This is a genomic window from Salinicola corii (genome assembly GCF_008298015.1).
GTDB lineage: Bacteria > Pseudomonadota > Gammaproteobacteria > Pseudomonadales > Halomonadaceae > Salinicola > Salinicola corii.
On record NZ_VTPX01000007.1, the window covers coordinates 51,527 to 70,957 of the forward strand.

Annotated in this window: 16 protein-coding genes; 11 read left to right on the top strand and 5 right to left on the bottom strand. The window is 64.6% G+C overall.

Going from position 1 to position 19,431, the window contains the following annotated elements:
• Positions 1 to 152 precede the first annotated feature (152 nt).
• The gene (locus F0A16_RS13035) at positions 153 to 3,173 is read right to left on the bottom strand and encodes an FAD-binding and (Fe-S)-binding domain-containing protein (RefSeq protein ID WP_149435842.1); all 3,021 of its coding nucleotides are present in this window, start codon (positions 3,171 to 3,173) and stop codon (positions 153 to 155) included.
• 12 nt (positions 3,174 to 3,185) lie between these two features.
• On the bottom strand, positions 3,186 to 4,457 hold the full coding sequence (locus tag F0A16_RS13040) for a pyridoxal-phosphate-dependent aminotransferase family protein (RefSeq protein WP_149435843.1): 1,272 nt from the start codon (positions 4,455 to 4,457) through the stop codon (positions 3,186 to 3,188).
• A gap of 274 nt (positions 4,458 to 4,731) precedes the next feature.
• On the opposite strand from F0A16_RS13040, the gene F0A16_RS13045 reads away from it, so the two are divergent.
• Positions 4,732 to 5,427: a GntR family transcriptional regulator gene (locus F0A16_RS13045; RefSeq protein WP_149435844.1), complete on the top strand. Its 696-nt coding sequence runs from the start codon at positions 4,732 to 4,734 to the stop codon at positions 5,425 to 5,427.
• 14 nt (positions 5,428 to 5,441) lie between these two features.
• Here F0A16_RS13045 and mtgA read toward each other — a convergent pair whose 3' ends face one another.
• Positions 5,442 to 6,149, bottom strand: coding sequence for a monofunctional biosynthetic peptidoglycan transglycosylase (gene mtgA / locus F0A16_RS13050; RefSeq protein ID WP_149435845.1), 708 nt, complete (start codon positions 6,147 to 6,149; stop codon positions 5,442 to 5,444).
• Between the two features lie 166 nt (positions 6,150 to 6,315).
• Between mtgA and F0A16_RS13055 the strand changes: the two genes are divergently transcribed.
• A complete protein-coding gene (locus F0A16_RS13055; protein WP_149435846.1) occupies positions 6,316 to 7,140 on the top strand; it encodes an alpha/beta hydrolase fold domain-containing protein in 825 nt (274 codons plus the stop codon).
• Positions 7,141 to 7,155: 15 nt separating this feature from the next.
• Here F0A16_RS13055 and F0A16_RS13060 read toward each other — a convergent pair whose 3' ends face one another.
• Positions 7,156 to 8,097: an ABC transporter substrate-binding protein gene (locus F0A16_RS13060; protein WP_149435847.1), complete on the bottom strand. Its 942-nt coding sequence runs from the start codon at positions 8,095 to 8,097 to the stop codon at positions 7,156 to 7,158.
• A gap of 205 nt (positions 8,098 to 8,302) precedes the next feature.
• Between F0A16_RS13060 and F0A16_RS13065 the strand changes: the two genes are divergently transcribed.
• From F0A16_RS13065 to ssuE, 6 genes are all read left to right on the top strand, one after another.
• Positions 8,303 to 9,229: a CysB family HTH-type transcriptional regulator gene (locus F0A16_RS13065; RefSeq protein ID WP_149435848.1), complete on the top strand. Its 927-nt coding sequence runs from the start codon at positions 8,303 to 8,305 to the stop codon at positions 9,227 to 9,229.
• A 119-nt stretch (positions 9,230 to 9,348) separates the two neighbouring features.
• The gene (locus F0A16_RS13070) at positions 9,349 to 10,419 is read left to right on the top strand and encodes a sulfate ABC transporter substrate-binding protein (protein ID WP_338100609.1); all 1,071 of its coding nucleotides are present in this window, start codon (positions 9,349 to 9,351) and stop codon (positions 10,417 to 10,419) included.
• Positions 10,420 to 10,454: 35 nt separating this feature from the next.
• Positions 10,455 to 11,282 carry a sulfate ABC transporter permease subunit CysT gene (cysT, locus tag F0A16_RS13075; RefSeq protein WP_149435850.1) on the top strand — a complete coding sequence of 276 codons (828 nt, stop codon included), beginning with the start codon at positions 10,455 to 10,457 and terminating at the stop codon, positions 11,280 to 11,282.
• A gap of 55 nt (positions 11,283 to 11,337) precedes the next feature.
• Positions 11,338 to 12,171 (top strand): sulfate ABC transporter permease subunit CysW, encoded by an 834-nt coding sequence (gene cysW, locus F0A16_RS13080; RefSeq protein WP_239023834.1) that lies wholly within the window; start codon positions 11,338 to 11,340, stop codon positions 12,169 to 12,171.
• A complete protein-coding gene (locus tag F0A16_RS13085) occupies positions 12,168 to 13,277 on the top strand; it encodes a sulfate/molybdate ABC transporter ATP-binding protein (RefSeq protein WP_149435852.1) in 1,110 nt (369 codons plus the stop codon). The genes cysW and F0A16_RS13085 overlap by 4 nt, the downstream gene beginning before the upstream one ends.
• 181 nt (positions 13,278 to 13,458) lie before the next feature.
• Positions 13,459 to 14,034, top strand: a complete 576-nt coding sequence (gene ssuE, locus F0A16_RS13090) for an NADPH-dependent FMN reductase (RefSeq protein WP_187776005.1) — start codon at positions 13,459 to 13,461, stop codon at positions 14,032 to 14,034.
• 131 nt (positions 14,035 to 14,165) lie between these two features.
• Here the strand turns inward: ssuE and F0A16_RS13095 are convergent, their stop codons facing one another.
• Positions 14,166 to 15,755, bottom strand: a complete 1,590-nt coding sequence (locus tag F0A16_RS13095) for a rhodanese homology domain-containing protein (RefSeq protein ID WP_149435854.1) — start codon at positions 15,753 to 15,755, stop codon at positions 14,166 to 14,168.
• Between the two features lie 335 nt (positions 15,756 to 16,090).
• Here F0A16_RS13095 and F0A16_RS13100 point away from each other — a divergent pair, with 335 nt between their 5' ends.
• The 3 genes from F0A16_RS13100 to F0A16_RS13110 all read left to right on the top strand — a co-directional run bounded on the left by F0A16_RS13100 (position 16,091) and on the right by F0A16_RS13110 (position 19,332).
• The gene (locus F0A16_RS13100) at positions 16,091 to 17,170 is read left to right on the top strand and encodes an LLM class flavin-dependent oxidoreductase (RefSeq protein ID WP_149435855.1); all 1,080 of its coding nucleotides are present in this window, start codon (positions 16,091 to 16,093) and stop codon (positions 17,168 to 17,170) included.
• A 137-nt stretch (positions 17,171 to 17,307) separates the two neighbouring features.
• Entirely contained in the window at positions 17,308 to 18,279 is a 972-nt protein-coding gene (locus tag F0A16_RS13105; protein ID WP_149435856.1) for an ABC transporter substrate-binding protein, read from the top strand.
• A 48-nt stretch (positions 18,280 to 18,327) separates the two neighbouring features.
• Positions 18,328 to 19,332: an ABC transporter substrate-binding protein gene (locus tag F0A16_RS13110; protein WP_223119788.1), complete on the top strand. Its 1,005-nt coding sequence runs from the start codon at positions 18,328 to 18,330 to the stop codon at positions 19,330 to 19,332.
• The last annotated feature ends 99 nt before the right edge of the window (positions 19,333 to 19,431 follow it).

The window sequence follows — 19,431 nt, forward strand, 5'->3', positions numbered from 1 at the left end:
TCAGCACACGGTCGAAATTCCATTCCCGGACAGCGGGTTGCATGACTCGGGAGTGCAAAAGGCGCCCGCCGCATGGTCGACGAGCGCCTTGGCATTGCCAGATCACCAGGGACGATTGGCCCTTTCAGTCATACGAAAGATACGACCAATGTCTAATGCGGATTGCCGGGTAAAGACGCCTCCAGCACTCTTGCCACGTGCAGCGCCTCGCGTCCGGCGCCGTCGAGAATCTGATGGCGGCAGCTGGTGCCGTCGGCCACGATCCAGGCGCCCTCGCCCGCTTCACGAACCGCCGGCAGTAGCGAAAGCTCCGCCATCTGTTGCGAGGCTTCGATATGCTCCGCCTCGTAACCGAAGCTGCCCGCCATGCCGCAACACGAAGAGACGATCGCCTCGACCTCGAGCCCGGGAATCCAGTTCAGCACCGTCATCACCGGCGTGAAGGCCTCGAAGGCTTTCTGGTGGCAGTGACCGTGGACCTTGGCTCGACCGACCGCCAGCGGCTCGAGTGCCAGGTTCAGCCGCCCCGCCTGCTTCTCCGCGACCAGGAACTCCTCGAACAGCATGGCGGCCTCCGCCAGCCGCGTCCCCTCATCACCAAAACCATAGTGCAGAAACTCGTCGCGCAACGTCAGCAGGCACGAGGGCTCGAGCCCGACGATCTTGACGCCGCGTTCGACGTAGGGCATCAGGGTCTCGAGGGTGCGGCGTGCTTCTTCCTTGGCCCGATCCACGCGCCCTGCCGCCAGGTAGGTTCGTCCGCAACAGAGTGGCCGCTCGCCCTCATGGACGTTGAAATGGACACGGTAGCCCGCGGCTTCCAGCACGCGCCGCGCCGCGGCGGCGTTGTCGCCCTCGAAGTAGTTGTTGAAGGTATCGACGAACAGCAGCACCTCACCCGTTGGGTTTGCTGCCGGGTGATGAGGCTCAGCGCTAGCCGTCCTCAGATAATCTCCACTGAAAACCGGGAGCGAGCGCGCCTCGGCGAAGCCCAGCCAGCGCTTGCCGCGCCCGCCCAGCCAGGAAATCCCTTCGAAGCGCGCGGCGATCTTGCCCACATGGCGCATCCAGGGGGCGTAGCGCGGCAGCTCGGAGACCAGCTTGTCACGCCAACTCAGACCCTGTGCCCTGACCCGCGCCGCTCGCGCCTCGATCTTGAACTTGGCCATGTCGACACCGGTCGGGCAGTCGCGCTTGCAGCCCTTGCAGGAGACGCACAGATCCAGCGCGTCGGCGACTTCATCGCTGGCAAGGCCCCGGTCGCCGACCTGGCCCGACAGCACCAGCCGCAGGGTATTGGCGCGCCCCCGGGTCAGATGTCGCTCGTCGCGGCTGATCCGGTAACTGGGGCACATGGTGCCAGCGTCGAACTTGCGGCAGTGGCCATTGTTGTTGCACATCTCCACCGCCTTGGCGAGGCCGTGGGCCGGATCGCCGCCGCTACCGGGCTCGCCCAGGGCACCGCTCAGCGGATCGCGGGTCACGTCCCAGGCCGACCAGTCGAGCTCGGTGGCCACCGTAATGACCTGGTGATCGGCGGGAAAGCGAAACAGTCGCGCGTCATCCATCTTCGGCGTGTCGACGATCTTGTTGGGGTTGAAGCGGTTGTCCGGATCGAACAGCCGCTTGATCTCGCCGAAGGCGGCGTTGAGCCCGGCGCCGAACTGCCACGCCACCCATTCGCCACGGCAGATGCCGTCGCCGTGTTCTCCCGAGTAGGCCCCCTTGTAGCGGCGGACCAGTTCGGAGGCCTCCTCGGCAATCGCGCGCATCTTGGCGGCACCGCCGCGACGCATGTCGAGAATCGGCCGCACGTGCAGCGTACCGACGCTGGCATGGGCGTACCAGGTGCCCTCGGTGCCGTGGCGATGGAAGACTTCGGTCAACCGTTCGGTGTATTCGGCCAGGTGCTCCAGCGGCACCGCGCAATCCTCGATGAACGACACGGGCTTGCCGTCGCCCTTCATGCTCATCATGATGTTGAGCCCGGCCTTGCGCACGTTCCATAGCGCCGATTGCTCCGCGCCGGCGGTCAACCCGACCACGCTGCCCGGCAGCCCCAGATCGCCCATCAGCGTCTCGAGCGCCTTCAACTGGCGCAACTGCGAATCGAGATCCTCGCCGGCGAACTCCACCAGCAGCAGCGCATCCGGACGCCCGATCAGCGACTTCTCCACCGTGGGCCGAAACGCCGGATTCTCCAGCGCCAGTTCGATCATGGTGCGATCGACCAGCTCCACCGCGGCAGGGCCCAGCTCGACGATGTGCTGGGTCATGTCCATCGCCTGGTAGAAGGTCGGGAAGTTGACCACGCCGAGCACCTTGTGTACCGGCAGCGGCGACAGCTTCAGGGTCAGCTTTCGCGTGAACGCCAGCGTCCCCTCCGAGCCGATCAGCAGGTGGGCGAAATTGGCCCGGCCTTCGGCGTCGTAGGGAATCGGATTGCGGCAGTCGAACAGGTCCAGGTTGTAGCCGCCGACCCGCCGCAGCACCTGCGGATAGTGCTCGCGGATCGCCGCCGCCTCGCGCTGGATAATGGCCGACACCGAACCGGCCAGCCCCGCCAACGCCGAGCCGGGCGCGATCTCGTCGAAGCGGCCGAACACCGCCTCGCGGCCATCCGCCAGCGCCGCCTCGAGCCCCAGCACGTTGTGAACCATGTTGCCGTAGCGGATCGAGCGCGAACCGCAGGAGTTGTTGCCCGCCATGCCGCCGAGCGTGCACTGCGCCGAGGTGGAGACGTCCACCGGAAACCACAGCCCATGGGGCTTGAGCCAGGCGTTGAGATGGTCGAGCACCACGCCGGGCTCGACCGTGACGGTGCGGGCCTCGAGGTCGAGGTCGCCGATGCCGGTCAGCCAGCGGCTGGTGTCGATCACCAGCGCCTCGTTGACGGTCTGCCCGCACTGGCTGGTGCCGCCGCCTCGCGGCAGCACCGGTGCGCCGAACTCGCGGGCGATATCCAGCGCCAGGGAGAGATCCTGCTGGTCCCTCGGCACCACGACGCCCAGCGGCATGATCTGATAGATCGAGGCGTCGGTGGCGTAGCGCCCGCGCGATCCGGCGTCGAACGCCACTTCGCCTTTCATTTCACCCCGCAGCCGACGCTCGAATTCGCTCATGGCGGCTTGTCGGGGCCGTCTTGCGACCGGACTTTTCGGCATCACGCTCATGGCGATCTCCTGTCAGGCGCGAACGGCACCGGCCTGTGAGTGACCCGCCGATTCGCGAGTCGCCAGCTTGCGGGCCGCCGGCGTGCCGGGCGCCGGGTTCTCGGCGAAGAAGTCCAGCGCGGCCTGCACGCCGCTGCCGAACAGCTCGACCCCGCAGAGCTTGAGCCCGGCCTCGCAACCGCCAAGGGTGGCGATCAGGGTGAGGTCGTTGCAGTCGCCGAGGTGGCCGATGCGGAACATTCGCCCCTTGGCCTTGCCGAGCCCGGTCCCCAGCGACAGGTCGAACCGGTCGTAGATGGTGCGCCGGACCTCGTCGGCATCGATGCCCTCCGGCGTCACCACCCCGGTCAACACCGGCGAATAGAGCGCCGGCTCCTGGCACTGGATCTCCAGTCCCCAGGCGTTGACGGCGCGCCGCACGCCTTCCCCCCAGCGCTCGTGGCGAGCGAAGACCTGCTCCAGCCCCTCCTCCAGCAGCATTTCCAGCGCCTCGTTGAGACCGTAGAGCAGATTGGTGCTCGGCGTGTAGGGCCAGTAGCCATTGGCGTTGGCGGCGAGAATCTCGTCCCAGGCCCAGAACCCCCGGGGCATGGTCGAGCGCTGGCTGGCTTCGATCGCCTTGGGCGACAGCGCGTTGAAACTGATTCCGGGGGGCAGCATCAACCCTTTCTGCGATCCGGAAACGCTGACGTCGACGCCCCACTCGTCGTGACGGTAGTCGGCGCTCGCCAGCCCCGAGATGGTGTCGACCAGCAGCAGCGCCGGGTGATCGGCGGCGTCGATGGCGCGGCGCACGGCGGCGATATCGCTGGTGACCCCGGTGGAGGTCTCGTTGTGCACCACGCACACCGCCTTGATTCGATGCTCGTGGTCTTGCCGCAGGCGCTCCTCGATCAGCTTCGGCTGCACGCCATGACGCCAGCTCTGGGACGCTGGCAAGGAGAGGAACTCCGGCTGGATCCCGAGACGCAGCGCCATCTGCTTCCACAGCGTGGCGAAATGCCCGGTCTCGAACATCAGCACCGCGTCGCCGGGACTGAGCGTATTGGAGAGCGCCGCTTCCCAGGCGCCAGTACCCGAGGCCGGGTAGATGATCACCGGGTGCCGGGTCTGGAAGATCTTCTGGATGCCTCCCAGCACTTTCAGACCCAGCTCACCGAACTCCGGGCCTCGATGATCGATGGTCGGCAGACTCATGGCCCGCAGGATGCGATCCGGCACGGGCGACGGCCCCGGGATCTGCAGAAAATGGCGGCCGGAAGGGTGTTGGTCGAGCTCGAGCATGGCGGCATCTCCAGAGGTAAACCAGAAGTGAAGCCAACGGCACGCCTCACATCGTTTTGTGGCACTCATATGGTTTTTTGCATTCATTACGCAATATGCCGAATAATCGCCCTCCGACAAACCACGACATAAGTCGCAGGGCCCGACCGATAGCTCGGCGGCGGAACGCGGAGGCCGTTGGCGGGGTCGAAGATCGGTCGGTCGACCGCCGATGCGCAGTAGCCACGATCGAACGCTTGCGATAGAAAGAAGGGAAACCAACAGGGTTCAATGCATGCAGACATCCGACGATACGGCGCTCGGCCTCGACGCACGACCACTGCGCATCGAGCGCGCCGCGCTGCACGACAAGATCGTGGAGCGGCTACACGACCTGATCACCGAAGGCGGCCTGGAACCCGGCGAACGTATCAACGAACGCGAACTGGCCGAGCGGCTGGCGGTGTCGCGCACGCCCCTACGCGAGGCGCTGCGCGTGCTGGCCGCCGAGAAGCTGGTGACGATCTCGCCTAACTACGGCACTTTCGTGACCCGCATGACCCGCCAGGAGATTCGCGACACCTTCGAGCTGATGAGCGCGCTGGAGCGTTTCTCCGGCGAGCTGGCATCCCTCAGGATCACCGTGGAAGAGCTGGCGGCCGTGCGTGAAGCCCATGAAGCGATGCTGGGCCACTGGCAGCGCCATGACCTGCCCGCCTACTACCATGCCAACCAGCGGATTCACGACCTGATCAACCGCGCTGCCCGCAACGACGCCCTGCGCCAGACGTACCTGTCGCTCAACCGGCGCCTCCACCCGCTGCGGCTCTCCTCCAATCGCTCGGAAGCCAAGTGGCGCAAGGCGGTGGAGGAACATCGCGACATGCTGCGCGCGCTGGAAGCGCGTGACGGGCCTGCGTTGGGAGCGTTGATGGAGCGCCATCTGCTGGAAAAACGCGACGCGGTGCTGGCCGATTGGACGGACGAGTGAGCAGGCCGGGGGGATCAGTCGAGGCGCTGCAGGAAGGCGGTGCCGCCGAGCTGACGCATCTGACGCTGGATCCATGCCGCCCGCTGCTGGACGTGCGCCGAGGGTTGGGAAGCGCTCCAGCCGCGGGGGTTGGGCAGTATCGCGGCGAGTCGGCTGGCCTGGGACACGCTGAGATTGGCGGCGGAAGTGCCGAAATAGTGCTGCGCCGCCGCCTCCAGCCCGAACACGCCGGTATCCCACTCGGCGATATTGAGATAGACCTCGAGGATGCGCTGCTTGGGCCATAGCGCCTCGAGCAGCAGCGTGAACCAGGCTTCCAGCCCCTTGCGGATCCAGCTGCGCCCCGTCCACAGGAACAGGTTGCGGGCGGTCTGCTGGCTCAGCGTGCTGGCGCCGCGCAGGTCGCCGCCGTCCGACCAGCTGGCGAGCGAGCGCTTGATCTGGGCCACGTCGAAACCCCAGTGTTCGGGGAAGCGCTGGTCCTCCCCCGCCATCACCGCCACCTTGGCGTTGTCCGATAGCCGGGACCACGGCTCCCACTGCTGTTCGATGGTCAGGTTGTCTCCATGGAACCAGGAACTCACCTTGCGCTCCACCATCACCATCGAGCCGAACACCGGCACGAAGCGAAAGACCAGCGCGAACAGCACCGACAACCCCACGAAGGCCGCGATGGCGATCACCAGATAGCGAAGGAACGTGCGCGGCCAACCTGACGGCATGAACGAGAGCTCGTGTTCGAAGAAGTAGGCGCCCAGTATAACAAGGGCTTGCTGGTATGGGTTCGTCTCGATCGCCTCGTCGCAACTCGTGCGCCGGCGAGCGTGCTGGCATGGTGCCATTCGGCCGATTACCGTGGTAGGCGCAGCCACCGACAGAGGATACCCGATGCGAATCGACGACTTCATCCACCAGTTCAGCCTCGCCGATGCCGCCGCCGAGGCGCCGGTGACGGCGAAACGCCGTGCGTATGAAGCCCTGCATGCGCGACGCCGCGCTGTCGATCCCGCCGGGATGCAGGTTCGCAACGAACGTATCGCCGACGTGAAAGTCCGCCGATTCCAGCCCGCTCACTGCCGGACCGGCGTTGTCGTCTATCTGCACGGGGGCGGCTGGAACCTGGGTTCGGTCGACAGCCACCACGGTATCACCGCCGATCTGGCCGAGCGCCTGCGGCGCGAGGTCATCAGCGTCGACTATCGGTTGCTGCCGGAAGCGAGCTACGCCGAGGCGCTGGCCGATTGCCAGGCCGTGGTCGAGACGACCGCGCCCGTCGCCGTCATCGGCGATAGCGCCGGCGGCCGGCTGGCGATCGATGTCGCCCATACCGGTGAATGGCAAGGCGTCCTCGGCCTGATCTATCCGGTGGTGGGAACACCTACCCTGGATACGCTGGGCGCGGATGCCCCGTTGCTGTCACGAGCGGACGTGCTCTCGCTATGGCAAGCGGCGGCACCTGACGTGCCGGCCATCGACACCGAGCGTCCGCCGGCCATGACCATCGAAGCCCTCGCGGTGGAGCGAGATCCGCTGACCCTGCCGTTGGAGCGGACCATCGGGAGCTGGCGCCAGGCCGGCGCCTCGGTGGGCTATCGCTGCGCGCCCGACATGGTGCATTCGGCGCTGCATGGTCACGCGGAACTACCGCTAATGCAGATCGCCTGGCAGGATTTCTGCCAGGCGATCGAGGGACGGCTCGACGACGGGGCCTGAATCGTCCCCCTGGGTTCAGCCGTCCAGCTGCGCCTTGACGGCGTCGATGGCGGGCTCGCCCTCCTTGGTCTTCACGCCATCCAGCCACTCGCCCACGGTATCGTAGTGGTTGCGAATCCATTCGCTGGCCACCTCGTCGGCGGGGCGCTCTTCGTGACTGTACTGGTAGACCCAGTCGTTCTGGTCGGCGATGGCGACCTGATACTGCGACAGGAACCGGTAGAGGTTGGCGTCCTCCGCCTCCAGCCCCGCCGGCACCACGCTCCAGACGGTACTCTCGATCTGGGCCACGCCGCTATCGTCGGAGTCCTCGAGGTAATAGAGATCGTAGCTGACGTTCATCCAGTGCGGCTCCCAGCCCACGAACGTCACCCACTGCTTGTCGCTGATCTTCTGGTCGGCGTAGGCCAGCATCGCCGAGGTCGAACTTTCCCGTAGCTGCCAGTCGCCAAGCCCCGCCGAATCCTCGTCGATCGCCGCCAGGATCGCATCGTTGATGCCGGTGCCCGCCTCGATGCCCTGGATCTCGCCGTCGAAGCGATCCTTGTAGCGATCGAGATCGGCAACGCTGTTGACGCCCGCTTCGTGGACGTACTCGGGCACGACCAGGCCGGAATTGGCGTTGCTGATGTTCTTGGCCACCTTGTCGACCTTGTCGTCGGCCACCAGCGGATCGATCATCTCCTGCTCGATCGGGTACCAGCCGCCCAGGTAGACGTCCAGATCGTCGTTGGCCAGGCCATTGAGAATGACGCCGACTGCCAGCTCGCTCTGCTGGGTCTGATAACCCATGGCCTCGAGAATCTGCGAAGCGACCTCGGACTTCACCGTCACGCCCGGCCACGGCGGCACACCGAAACGCACGGTGTCGAGATCGGCCTGCGCCGATCCCGCCGTCAGCAGAGCCAGCGGCAGCGCGGCGGTGATGAGGTGACGTTTCAGGCTGGAATGATCCATGGGTTATCTCCCTTGACTTGTTATCGAATGAAACACTTCTACTGTGACGGTCCCGCTGGCCGATGATTGACCCCAGACGACACCCACTACACACCAAGCGGCAACAGCAGTGCCGGCTGGTCGATATGGATATGAGCAATATGTATTAAAGAGAATAAAAAACCTGATTTATATTCCACGATAACGACCACCACCGGCCCTGCCCATGAACTTCCAGCAACTACGCATCGTCCGCGAGACCGTGCGCCAACGCTTCAACCTGACCGAGGCATCGAACGCGCTCTTCACCTCGCAATCCGGTGCCAGCAAGCATATTCGCGACCTCGAGGACGAGCTCGGCGTCGAGCTGTTCGAACGCCGCGGAAAGCGGATACTCGGATTGACGACCGCAGGCGGCACGCTGCTCGAGACGATCGAACGCATCCTTCTCGATGCCGAAAACCTCAAGCGCTCGGCCCACCAGCTGGCGAACCAAGACCAGGGCCGGCTGGCAATAGCCACGACGCACACCCAGGCGCGCTATTCCCTGCCGCCGATCATCGCCCGATTCAAGGAGAGGTTTCCAAAAGTCCATCTCGAGCTCCACCAGTGCAGCCCCGGGGAGATCGTCTCCCTGTTGAAAGCCGGGACGGTGGATGTCGGCATCGCCACCGAGGCCGTCAACGAGGATGGCGCGTCGTTCGTGCGCTTCCCGTTCCATCACTGGCATCACAGCGTCATCGTGCCTGACGACCATCCGCTGACCAGAGCCTCGCCCCTGACCCTGGAGGACGTGGCCGACTATCCCGTCGTGACCTACCACGAAGGCTTCACCGGCCGCGTCAGAATCGATCAGGCCTTCGAGAAGGCCTCGCTGGTACCCAATGTCGTTCTGACCGCGCTGGATGCCGACGTGATCAAGACCTACGTCGAGCTCGGCCTGGGGATCGGAATCATCGCGTCATTGGCTTACCACCCCGATCGCGACCGTGGATTGGAACTGCTGTCGGGAGAGTCGTTGTTCCCCCGCAATACCACCTATCTCGCCCTCAGGCGAGGGCATTTCCTGCACGCCTTCGCCTACGAATTCCTCCACCTCTGCAGCGCCGCGCTGGACGAAACGACCGTGCAGCAGGCGCTCGGTGCGCGCTGACCCGCTAAGTTAAAAATGCGATAACCAATTCATTTTTTATTACTTTTTCAATAGATAGCAGCTCACTTAGAGTCATCGGACAGAAACTCCTACCGATCGACTCCAGGGGACCGAAAACAGTGAGAAAATTGACTTCTTGGGCATTGGCCAGCGCATTGGGGCTTTCCGCACTGGGCGCCACGGCATTCGCACAGGCGGAAGACATCGGGCTACTCAATGCCTCCTACGATCCGACGCGTGAGCTTTATCAAGCCTATAACCCTTTGTTCAGCAAGTGGTACAAGGAACAGACCGGTGACGACGTTACCATCGAACAGAGCCATGGAGGCTCTGGCAGTCAGGCGCGTTCCATCATCGACGGCCTGCCAGCGGATGTGGCGACGCTGGCGCTGGGTTACGATATCGACGCGATTGCCGATCGCACCGGCAAGATACCCGAGGACTGGCAGAGCGCGTTTCCACACAACAGTGCACCCTATACGTCGACGATCGTCTTTCTGGTTCGCAAGGGCAACCCCAAGGGCATCCAGGATTGGGACGATCTCACCCGCGATGGCGTCGAGGTGATCACCCCTAACCCGAAGACATCGGGTGGCGCGCGCTGGAATTTCCTCGCCGCCTGGATCTACGTCCTCAAGCGCGAGCTGGGCGATCTCGGCAAGCTGGACGACCCGCAGTATGCCGATGAGGTGAAGGCCGCCAAGGTCGCCGCCGAGGAATATGTGGGCAATCTCTACCGCCATGTACCGGTGCTCGACTCCGGTGCTCGCGGCGCCACCAACACCTTCGTACAGCGCGGCCTGGGCGATGTGCTACTGGCGTGGGAGAACGAGGCGTTTTTAGCCACTCAGGAACTCGGCAAGGATCAGTTCGATATCGTCGTGCCGTCGGTCAGCATCCTCGCCGAGCCGCCGGTCGCCGTGGTCGAGGGCAACGTCAAGAACAAGGGCGAGGCCGCCGAGAAAGCCACCCACGCCTATCTCGAACATCTCTACTCGCCCGAAGCACAGGCCCTTGCAGCGGCCAATTACTACCGCCCGGTCAATCCTGAATCCGCCGCGAAAGAAGATTTGGCACGCTTCCCCGATCTGGAACTGCACACTGTCAATGAAGTCTTCGGTGGTTGGCGCAACGCGCAGGAAACCTACTTCGACGATGGCGGCGTGTTCGACCAGATCTATCAACCCTGAAGATTCCCTTTCGACGACAGGACATCACGATCGCAATGAGCCAACGCCGATCACTGCTCCCCGGCTTCGGACTGAGTCTGGGCGTCACCGTCTTCACCGTCTCGCTGCTGGTGCTAATCCCGCTGCTGGCTCTGGTTACCAAGTCCGCCGAGCTCAGTCTCGGCGAACTCTGGCACACGCTGGCGGATCGCCGCGTCCTCGCGGCGTTCCGGGTCAGCTTCTCCACCGCGTTCGCCGCGGCCTTTCTCAACCTCTTCCTCGGGCTGATCGTCGCCTGGGTGCTGGTCCGATACCCGCTACCGCTGAAGCGTGCATGGGATTCGCTGATCGATTTGCCGTTCGCGCTGCCGACGGCCGTCGCCGGTATCGTGCTGACCACCCTCTACTCGCCCAATGGCTGGTTGGGCCAGTTCTTCGCCGAGCTCGGCATCCGCGTGGCCTTCACGCCGCTGGGAATCACCATTGCGCTGATCTTCATCGGCCTGCCCTTCGTGGTCAGAACCGTGGAACCGGTGCTGCAGGATCTTGATCGCCAGCAGGAAGAGGCCTCGACCAGTCTCGGCGCCTCTCGCTGGCAAACGTTTCGTCGTGTGCTGCTGCCGCCGCTGGTGCCAGCGTTGCTCACCGGATTTTCGCTGGCGTTCGCCCGCGGCTTGGGCGAGTACGGCTCGGTCATCTTCATCGCCGGCAACATGCCGATGAAGTCGGAAATCGTGCCGCTGCTGATCGTGACCAAGCTGGAGCAATACAACTATCCGGGGGCCACCGTCATCGCCCTCGCCTCGCTGGTGGTTGCCTTCGTCATGCTGCTGATCATCAACGGGCTGCAGCAGTGGACACGCCAACGCACCGGACGCGACTGAGGAACGAGTCATGAGCACGACCCAGAATATCCTGCGACCGGCGCAGCGAACCGATATGGCGCCCGCCGAATCGATCCCGTGGGTGCGCTACGCCTTGAGCACGCTTGCGCTGCTGATCATCGCGCTGTTTCTGATTCTGCCGCTGGTGGCCGTACTGTTCGAGGCGTTTCGCGAAGGCGTCGGCGCCTACGTGGACGCCATCACCGATCCCTATACCGGTCACGCCATCCTGCTGACGCTGATCACCGCCTTGATCTGCGTGCCACTCAACACGCTGTTCGGCATCGCCGCGGCCTGGTGCATCGCCCGTTTCCAGTTTCCGGGGCGCAGCCTGTTGACCACGCTGATCGATCTGCCCTTCTCGGTATCGCCGGTCATCGCCGGCCTGGTGTTCATTCTGATCTTCGGTAGCCAGGGCTGGTTCGGCGGCTGGTTCGCCGGCCATGGATTTCCGATCATCTTCGCCCTGCCCGGCATCGTGCTGGCGACCATGTTCGTGACACTGCCCTTCGTCGCCCGCGAGTTGATCCCGCTGATGCAGGAACAGGGGGCCGAGCAGGAAGAGGCCTCGATCATGCTCGGCGCCAGCGCCTGGCGCATGTTCTGGACGATCACGCTGCCGCGCATCAAGTGGGGGCTGCTCTACGGCATCATCCTCTGCAACGCCCGCGCCATGGGCGAGTTCGGCGCCGTCTCGGTGGTCTCCGGTCATATTCGCGGTGCCACCAATACCCTGCCGCTGCACGTCGAGATCCTCTACAACGAATATCAATTCAGCGCCGCCTTCGCCGTTGCCACGCTGCTGGCCGGGCTCGCGATCGTCACACTGATCATCAAGTCGATCGTCGAGTGGCGCCAGCAACGTCAATGGGAGAACGCCTCGTCATGAGCATTCAGGTCAATCATCTCACCAAACGCTACGGCGACTTCACCGCGCTCGACGACATCGATCTCGCCATCGACGACGGCGAGCTGGTCGCGCTGCTCGGCCCCTCCGGTTGCGGCAAGACGACGCTCTTGCGCAGTATCGCCGGCATGGAGTTCGCCGACAGCGGCAATATCCTGCTCGAGGGTCGCGACATGACCTTCGAACCGATCCGTCATCGCCAGGTAGGCTTCGTCTTCCAGCACTACGCGCTGTTCAACCACATGAGCGTATTCGAGAACGTGGCCTACGGACTGCGCGTCAGACCCCGCGCCCAGCGCCCGCCGGAGGCCGAGATTCGCCGGCGGGTCCACGAACTGCTGGACCTGGTTCAGCTCGATTGGCTGGCTAAACGCTTCCCGCCGCAGCTTTCCGGTGGCCAGCGCCAACGTATTGCCCTGGCCCGAGCACTGGCGGTGGAGCCCCGTTATCTGCTGCTGGACGAGCCGTTCGGCGCACTCGACGCCAGCGTGCGCAAGGAGCTGCGCCGCTGGCTGCGACGACTGCACGAGGAGCTGCACGTGACCAGCCTGTTCGTGACCCACGACCAGGAGGAGGCGATGGAGGTCGCCAGCCGCATCGTGGTGATGAATCACGGCCGCATCGAGCAGGTGGGCACACCGGAAACGGTCTACGACTACCCGGCCACTCCCTTCGTCTCGACCTTCATCGGCAGCGTCAACGTGCTTCATGGCACCCTTCGCGACGGCCACTTCGACACCGGCGGCTGGCACCTGCCGATTCCCGACGCCGACGCCAACCTGCGCTCGAGGAGGCAGGATGCCTTCGTACGGCCGCACGACATCGAAATCGTTCGCGCCCCCGACACGCCGTGGCCGGTTCGCATTCGCCACGTCCAACCCATGGGCAGCAGCTATCACGTCGAGGTCACACCGGTCACGGATACCGTCCAGGGGCCGCAAGTCGAGAACGACTACCTGACGGTCGAACTGACACGCCAGGCGTTCAAGGCGCTGGCGCTCGAGGTCGGCGAGGTGGTCGGCATCCGGGTACATCATCTGCACTGGTTTCATCAGGAAACGGCACCAGCGCTCGAGGAAGCCGTCTAACGGATCACTGCCGTCGTTCAGGGAGCGTCGTGTGAATCCGACGCTTCCCGCCCCGCTTACGTCGCCTGCCGTGCGAGACGTCCTTATCGCGATAACCTCTGCAGCATTTCTCATTTATCGGATGCCGATCGGCCCTGCTAGTGTCGTATCACACGAACACTTCCTTGGGATAAGAACCGTCATGCATATCGTCACTCTCGCCGGCAGCCCTAGCGCCAACTCCCGTTCCACCAGCATGCTGGACTACCTCAGACAGCGAATCGGCGCGGCAAACGCGCAGTTCTCGTCTTTCGCCCTCGACGACTTCGATCCCAACGCACTCGTTCAGGGGCACTGGGACCACCCCGACGTTGCCGCGCTGCGTGACGCGGTCCTCGCCTCCGATGCCGTGGTCATCACCACACCGGTCTACCAGGCCTCCTTCAGCGGCGGTCTCAAGCTGATGCTCGACCTGCTGCCCCAGGGCGCGCTGACCCGTAAGACGGTGCTGGCGCTGGCCACCGGCGGCAGCGACCACCACCTGCTGATGCTCGACTACGCGCTCAAGCCCGTGCTCTCGTCGCTGGGTGCCCGCCACCAGCTCGCCGGTGTCTACGCCTCGCCGCTGCATATCGAGAAGGAGATGGACGGCCGCTACCGCCTCGGCGAGGAACTGCAATCGCGACTGAACGTCGTCATCGACGAACTGATCGACGCCATCGCCCCCGCGACCGCCGAACCCCGAACACGGCACGCGGCCCGGCTCGCGCTGGCCTGACCCTCATCGGGACGCGAAGTGGCGTCCCAGACCTGGGGCACCGTTCCGGGCCATTCCGCGACCGGCGGTGCCAGCATCACACGGCGGGCGATTGCAAAGCCGGCCTCCCTTCCCTGCCGGCACTCACAACGTCAGATTGTCGCGAAACCGTGGGTCGCGTCGCGTCGCAGCTGCTCGACCAGGCCGAACTCCCAGTCGAGATACGCCTGCATCGCCTCGCGTGGGCTGTCGGTGCCCTCGTAGGGACGACGGTAGCGGTCTATCGTCGGCGACAACGTCACGCCATCGCCGCTCTCGAGCGGTAGTCGTGCATCACGCCAGGCCGCGGTACCACCGGCCAGCACCCGGGTCCGGCCGACATCGGCGGGTGATAGATCCCCCCAGGCATAGTGGGCCAGCAGATCGCTGGCGCAGGTCAGCACCACCGATGTCGTGGCGGGTAGCCGCGCGACGTGATCCGCCAGCTCGGCGCGCAGAATCCACTGAGCTCCCGGCACATGGGCACACCGGTAATTAGCGTGGCTGGTGACGTCGAGTAGTTCGATCTCGCCGTCCACCAGGCGTTCGCGCAGGTGCGCCGGCGAGATCGTGGCGACCTCGGGCAGCGGCGGTCGCGGCAGTCGCTCCGTACCGGTTTCGCTGAAATCCGCCGAGGTCAGGCCATCGACGACGAAGACCTCCCATCCCATCCGCGCCAGCCAGGTCGCGCTCATGTTGGCCCGGGTACCATCATCGTCGATCAGCGCCACGCGGGCGCCGCGCACTGCGAGCGTGTGATCGGTCTCCTGCACCAGTTGTCCACCGGGTACCGAACGCGATCCCGGCAAGTGGCCCTGCCGGTATTCCTCCGGCGCGCGCACGTCGACCAGATAGCTGGTGCGGTCAGCGCCGAGGAAATTCTCGAGGGTGTCGCGCGACAGCCGTTTCACGCCGGATCTCGTGGCGAGTTCAAGGGCACGTGCACCGGCCCTGGCACGCAGTGTCGGACGCTCGCCGGGCGCAAGCTCCTGATAGCGGGCGCGCTGGCCGTGAGCAAGTTCGAACCCCTCGAGTGTCCAGCCGATGGTGCCGTTGCGCAGCGCGCTGACGGGGTTGGGCAGGCCGATATCAACGAGCGACTGCGCCCCGATCAGGCTGCGTGTCCGACCGGCGCAGTTGACGATCACCTCGGTGGTGGGATCCGGCACCAGTTCATCGATCCGCAGCGCCAGTTCGCCACCCGGGACGCTGACGCCACCGGGGATACTCATGGTCTCGAACTCGTCGAAACGGCGCGCATCCAGAATGGCGATATTCGCCCCCGTCTCGATCCGCGACTTGACCTCGATCGCGCTCAGCGAGGGCGTGCCGCGATGGTGTTCGACCCACTCGCCAAACGCCTTGCTGGGGCTGTTGACGTCACGAAACAGCTCGCCGCCGGCCTCCCGCCACCCTTGCAGGCCGCCGGCGAGTAGCGCCACGTCCCGATAACCGATCTCGATCAGCTTGTGGCGGGCGCGCTGCGCCAGCCCCTCACCATCGTCATAGAGCGTGATCGGCGTGTCCCGCCGGGGAATTCTCGCCAGCACGTCGAGTTCCAGCCGGGAGAGCGGCAGATTGACAGCGAACAGCGGGTGCGCGTTGGCGAAACTCGCCTCCTCGCGCACATCGACCAGCGCCAACTCCTGCGAGCTGACGAGCGCTTCGTGAATATCTTGAAAATAACGTAGTGGCTGCGACATCGAGGCCTCCTGAGTGATGGATTTTCGACATTTACGGCTTTCACAGATGCAGGCCAAAGCGTCGCTGTTTTCCAGCATCTGCGGGCCAACAGGTCGAAGCAATCTATCAGGATTGCATCGATGGTAACGGCAAGATTACTGATAACCTCATGACCCTATCGATAGCTATTGCGGATGAAAAAGCTTATCGATTGGTGCCGAATAACACTTCGATGATTGTGACTTCCTTGTCCTCCGAAACTCGGGTTTGATGACCGAAAACCTGCAGCGATGCCGTGCTTTCGACCCGAGGCCGGCGCCAACAGTCCCTGAAAAGATCCGCAAGGAGATAGCGCATGAGTGTCCAGTTCATCGGCATGATCGGCCACCGGGAAACCTCCGAAACCCTCCCGCCGGGCGACATTATCTTCGACAAGCCGGTGATCGAGCGTTTCGCGCGCACCCACGAGGAGGCGGGATTCGACCGCATTCTCATCGGCTACTGGTCCGATCAACCCGACGGTTTCATCGTCGCAGCGCTGGCCGGACAGGCCACCCGCCGCCTGAAGCTGCTGCTCGCCCATCGTCCGGGCTTCGTCTCCCCGCCCCTGGCGGCACGCAAGCTCGCCTCGCTGGACCATCTGGTCGATGGCCGGCTGGCGGTCCATGTCATCAGTGGTGGCAGCGACGTGGAGCAGCGTCGCGATGGTGACTACGAACCCCACCAGCAGCGCTACCTACGCACCGACGAATACCTCGATGTGGTCAAGCGCGTCTGGCGCAGCGACACGCCCTTCGATCACCAGGGCTCTTTCTACCGCGCCGAGGGGGCTTACTCGGCGATCAAGCCGAAAGGCGACCTGCCCGTCTACTTCGGCGGCTCGTCGCCCATCGCGCAGCGCATTGCGGGCAAGCACGCCGATACCTACGCCCTGTGGGGCGAATCGCTGGCGCAGGCCCGAGAGACCATCGCCAACATCCGAGCCGAAGCGGCGCGCCATGGCCGCGATATCGAATTCAGCATGTCGTTTCGTCCGATTCTCGGCGTGACCGAGGCCGCGGTCTGGCGGCGCGCCGAGACGATCCGCGCCCAGGCTAGCGAACGGCTGGAGAGAGAAGGCACGGTGTTTCCGACCAAGACCGACAGCGAAGGCGCTCGTCGGCTGCGCGACACCGTGGCCAGTGGCGATCGCGTGGACCACTGCCTGTGGACGGGAATCGCGGCGCTCGTCGGCGGCAGCTACAACTCGACCGCCCTGGTCGGCACGCCGGAGCAGGTCGCCGACGCGCTGCTCGCCTATCACGAGCTGGGCGTGACCACCTTCCTTATCCGCGGCTTTTCACCAATCGACGATGCCGAGGAGTATGGCCGGGAGCTCATCCCACTGGTCAGGCAGCGCATCGCCGAGCGCGAGGCCCAGGCACAACCCGCTTGATGTCGCGATCAGCGACCGGAAGGAGACCGTGTTGAATGACGCCTCTCGATGACGCCTTTCTCGCCGGCCTGGCCTAGCACATGGCCGAGCGCCGCGCCATCCAATATTCGTCCCAACGTCATCAAGGAACCTCTGCCATGCGGCCAACCCACCGCCTGCTGTCACGATTACTGCCCCTTGCCGTCGTCCTGCTCTCGGTCACGGCCCAGGCCGACCCCGCCACGCTCCGGATCGCCGACCAGAAGGGCAACATGCGCGCGCAGCTCGAAGCCGCCAATGCGCTGACAGGCATCGACTATCGCATTCAATGGTCGGAGTTCCCGGCCGCCGCACCGCTGGTCGAAGCGCTCAACGCCAGTGCGGTCGACGCCGGGATCATCGGTGATGCCCCGCTCGTCTTCGCACTCGCCGCAGGCGCCGAAGTCAAGGCCATCGCGGTCGACAAATCCAATCCCTACGGCACCGCCGTGATCGCCAACGGCGATTCCGATATCAAGACGTCCGCCGATCTCGCCGGCAAGCGGATCGCCGTCGGACGCGGTTCGATCGGCCATCTGGTGGCGCTGAAGGCACTCGAGAGCGCGGGACTTTCCGCCGAGGATGCCGAACTGCGCTTCATGGGTCCGGTGGACGCTCGCATCGCGCTGGCCAACGGCTCGGTGGACGCCTGGGGCACTTGGGAGCCCTACACGAGCTATGCCGAGCTGGTGGACGGCGCCCGCGTCGTTGCGCCAGGCAACGGCTTGGTATTCGGCAACAGCTTCGTCGCGGCGACCGACGCGGCGACCGACGCGGCGATCGCCGACCCGGTCAAACGTGCCGCCCTTCAGGACTATCTCGCTCGTCTGCAGCAGGCACAGATCTGGTCCTATCAGCACATCGACGAGTACGCCCGCAAGCTCGCCCAGATCATCGGATTCCCGGAAGCAGTGGCACGCCAGCAGTACGTGCGCCGCGAGCTGCATTGGGAAGCGATCGACGATACCACTCGCGAGGCGCAGCAGAAGACCGCCAACTTCTATCACCGTGTCGGCCTGATTCCCGAACCGCTCGACGTCCCCCAGACCTTCGATACGAGCTTTTCGCTGCCAGCGGGTGACGCCCGCTAGCGCCGCAGCCATCATTCCCCGTCCCCCCACGCCAGGGGGTATTCGACCTTGCCACGCTTGAAACGATTCACCCGACTGCTGTCGTCACTCGTCGTCATCTCCGCCCTGACTGACGGCATGGTCACTGTCGCCCAGGCCAGCGAGACACTCGTCGTTGGCGATCAGGCCTACAACAATTTGTCGATCATGGAGGCCTCCGGCGTGCTCGACGATCTGCCCTACGAGGTGCAGTGGAAGCAGTTCAGCTCCGGCTCGCCGGTGGCGGAAGCACTCAACACAGGCAACATCGACATCGGTTTCGTCGGCGACGCTCCCCCGCTGTTCCTCGGCGCGCTGGGAGGCGATTTCGACATCATCGGCGTTTCACGTCAGAACCTGGATGGCGTCGCTATCGTGGTACGCGGCGACTCGGATATCCACTCGCTGGCGGATCTGCGCGGCAAACGCATCGCGATCTGGCGCGGCTCATGGAGTCAGCAGTTGCTGTTCAATGCGCTGGCAAAGGCCGGCATTCCTCGCGATGCGGTCGAGTTGCGCTATCTAGACGCGCTCGACGCCTCGCACGCGCTCGACAGCGGTGCGGTCGATGCCATCGGCACATGGGACCCCTACGTCATTCAGCTCGAACGTCGCGGCGCCTGCGTCCTGGCCACCGCCAAGGGGTTGATTCCGGCCCAGAGCTTCATCATTGTCAGCGACAGCGCCATCGGCGATAAGCGCGCGGTCATCAGCGATTTCCTGCAACGGGTGCAACAGGCCCGCGCCTGGTCGCTTAACGACCCCGGCCATAACGATGCCTACGCCGAAGCCTGGGCCGGCAAGACACACGCGGACCCCGATATCGCCAAGGCGTGGTTTGCCCGCTCTCGGACTCGCGTGGAGCCGATCACGCCAGCGGTGATCGATGGCTCCCAGCAGACGGTCGATTTCTTCGCCGGTATCGGCCTGATCGACACCTACGACATCTCGCGACTGTTCGATGACTCCTTCGCCCGCGCGCTCCGCGACAACACCCATACCGACACGGCGTCGACCGCTGACACGACACGCTGAGCCCCAGACGAAACGCGCCGACGGCATCGATCGCCCTCGGCGCATCTCAGCTTCAATGAAAATCACGAAAAGCTCTTCGTGATTTGCTTATTAATGGCC

What these genes read in the sequence shown, in the direction of transcription:
- F0A16_RS13100 (WP_149435855.1), top strand. Translation starts at nt 16,091, where the DNA reads ATGAGTGTCCAGTTCATCGGCATGATCGGCCACCGGGAAACCTCCGAA.
- F0A16_RS13045 (WP_149435844.1), top strand. Translation starts at nt 4,732, where the DNA reads ATGCAGACATCCGACGATACGGCGCTCGGCCTCGACGCACGACCACTG.
- F0A16_RS13055 (WP_149435846.1), top strand. Translation starts at nt 6,316, where the DNA reads ATGCGAATCGACGACTTCATCCACCAGTTCAGCCTCGCCGATGCCGCC.
- F0A16_RS13035 (WP_149435842.1), bottom strand. Translation starts at nt 3,173, where the DNA reads ATGAGCGTGATGCCGAAAAGTCCGGTCGCAAGACGGCCCCGACAAGCC.
- cysT (WP_149435850.1), top strand. Translation starts at nt 10,455, where the DNA reads ATGAGCCAACGCCGATCACTGCTCCCCGGCTTCGGACTGAGTCTGGGC.
- F0A16_RS13085 (WP_149435852.1), top strand. Translation starts at nt 12,168, where the DNA reads ATGAGCATTCAGGTCAATCATCTCACCAAACGCTACGGCGACTTCACC.
- cysW (WP_239023834.1), top strand. Translation starts at nt 11,338, where the DNA reads ATGGCGCCCGCCGAATCGATCCCGTGGGTGCGCTACGCCTTGAGCACG.
- F0A16_RS13105 (WP_149435856.1), top strand. Translation starts at nt 17,308, where the DNA reads ATGCGGCCAACCCACCGCCTGCTGTCACGATTACTGCCCCTTGCCGTC.
- F0A16_RS13065 (WP_149435848.1), top strand. Translation starts at nt 8,303, where the DNA reads ATGAACTTCCAGCAACTACGCATCGTCCGCGAGACCGTGCGCCAACGC.
- F0A16_RS13095 (WP_149435854.1), bottom strand. Translation starts at nt 15,755, where the DNA reads ATGTCGCAGCCACTACGTTATTTTCAAGATATTCACGAAGCGCTCGTC.
- F0A16_RS13040 (WP_149435843.1), bottom strand. Translation starts at nt 4,457, where the DNA reads ATGCTCGAGCTCGACCAACACCCTTCCGGCCGCCATTTTCTGCAGATC.
- mtgA (WP_149435845.1), bottom strand. Translation starts at nt 6,149, where the DNA reads ATGCCGTCAGGTTGGCCGCGCACGTTCCTTCGCTATCTGGTGATCGCC.
- ssuE (WP_187776005.1), top strand. Translation starts at nt 13,459, where the DNA reads ATGCATATCGTCACTCTCGCCGGCAGCCCTAGCGCCAACTCCCGTTCC.
- F0A16_RS13060 (WP_149435847.1), bottom strand. Translation starts at nt 8,097, where the DNA reads ATGGATCATTCCAGCCTGAAACGTCACCTCATCACCGCCGCGCTGCCG.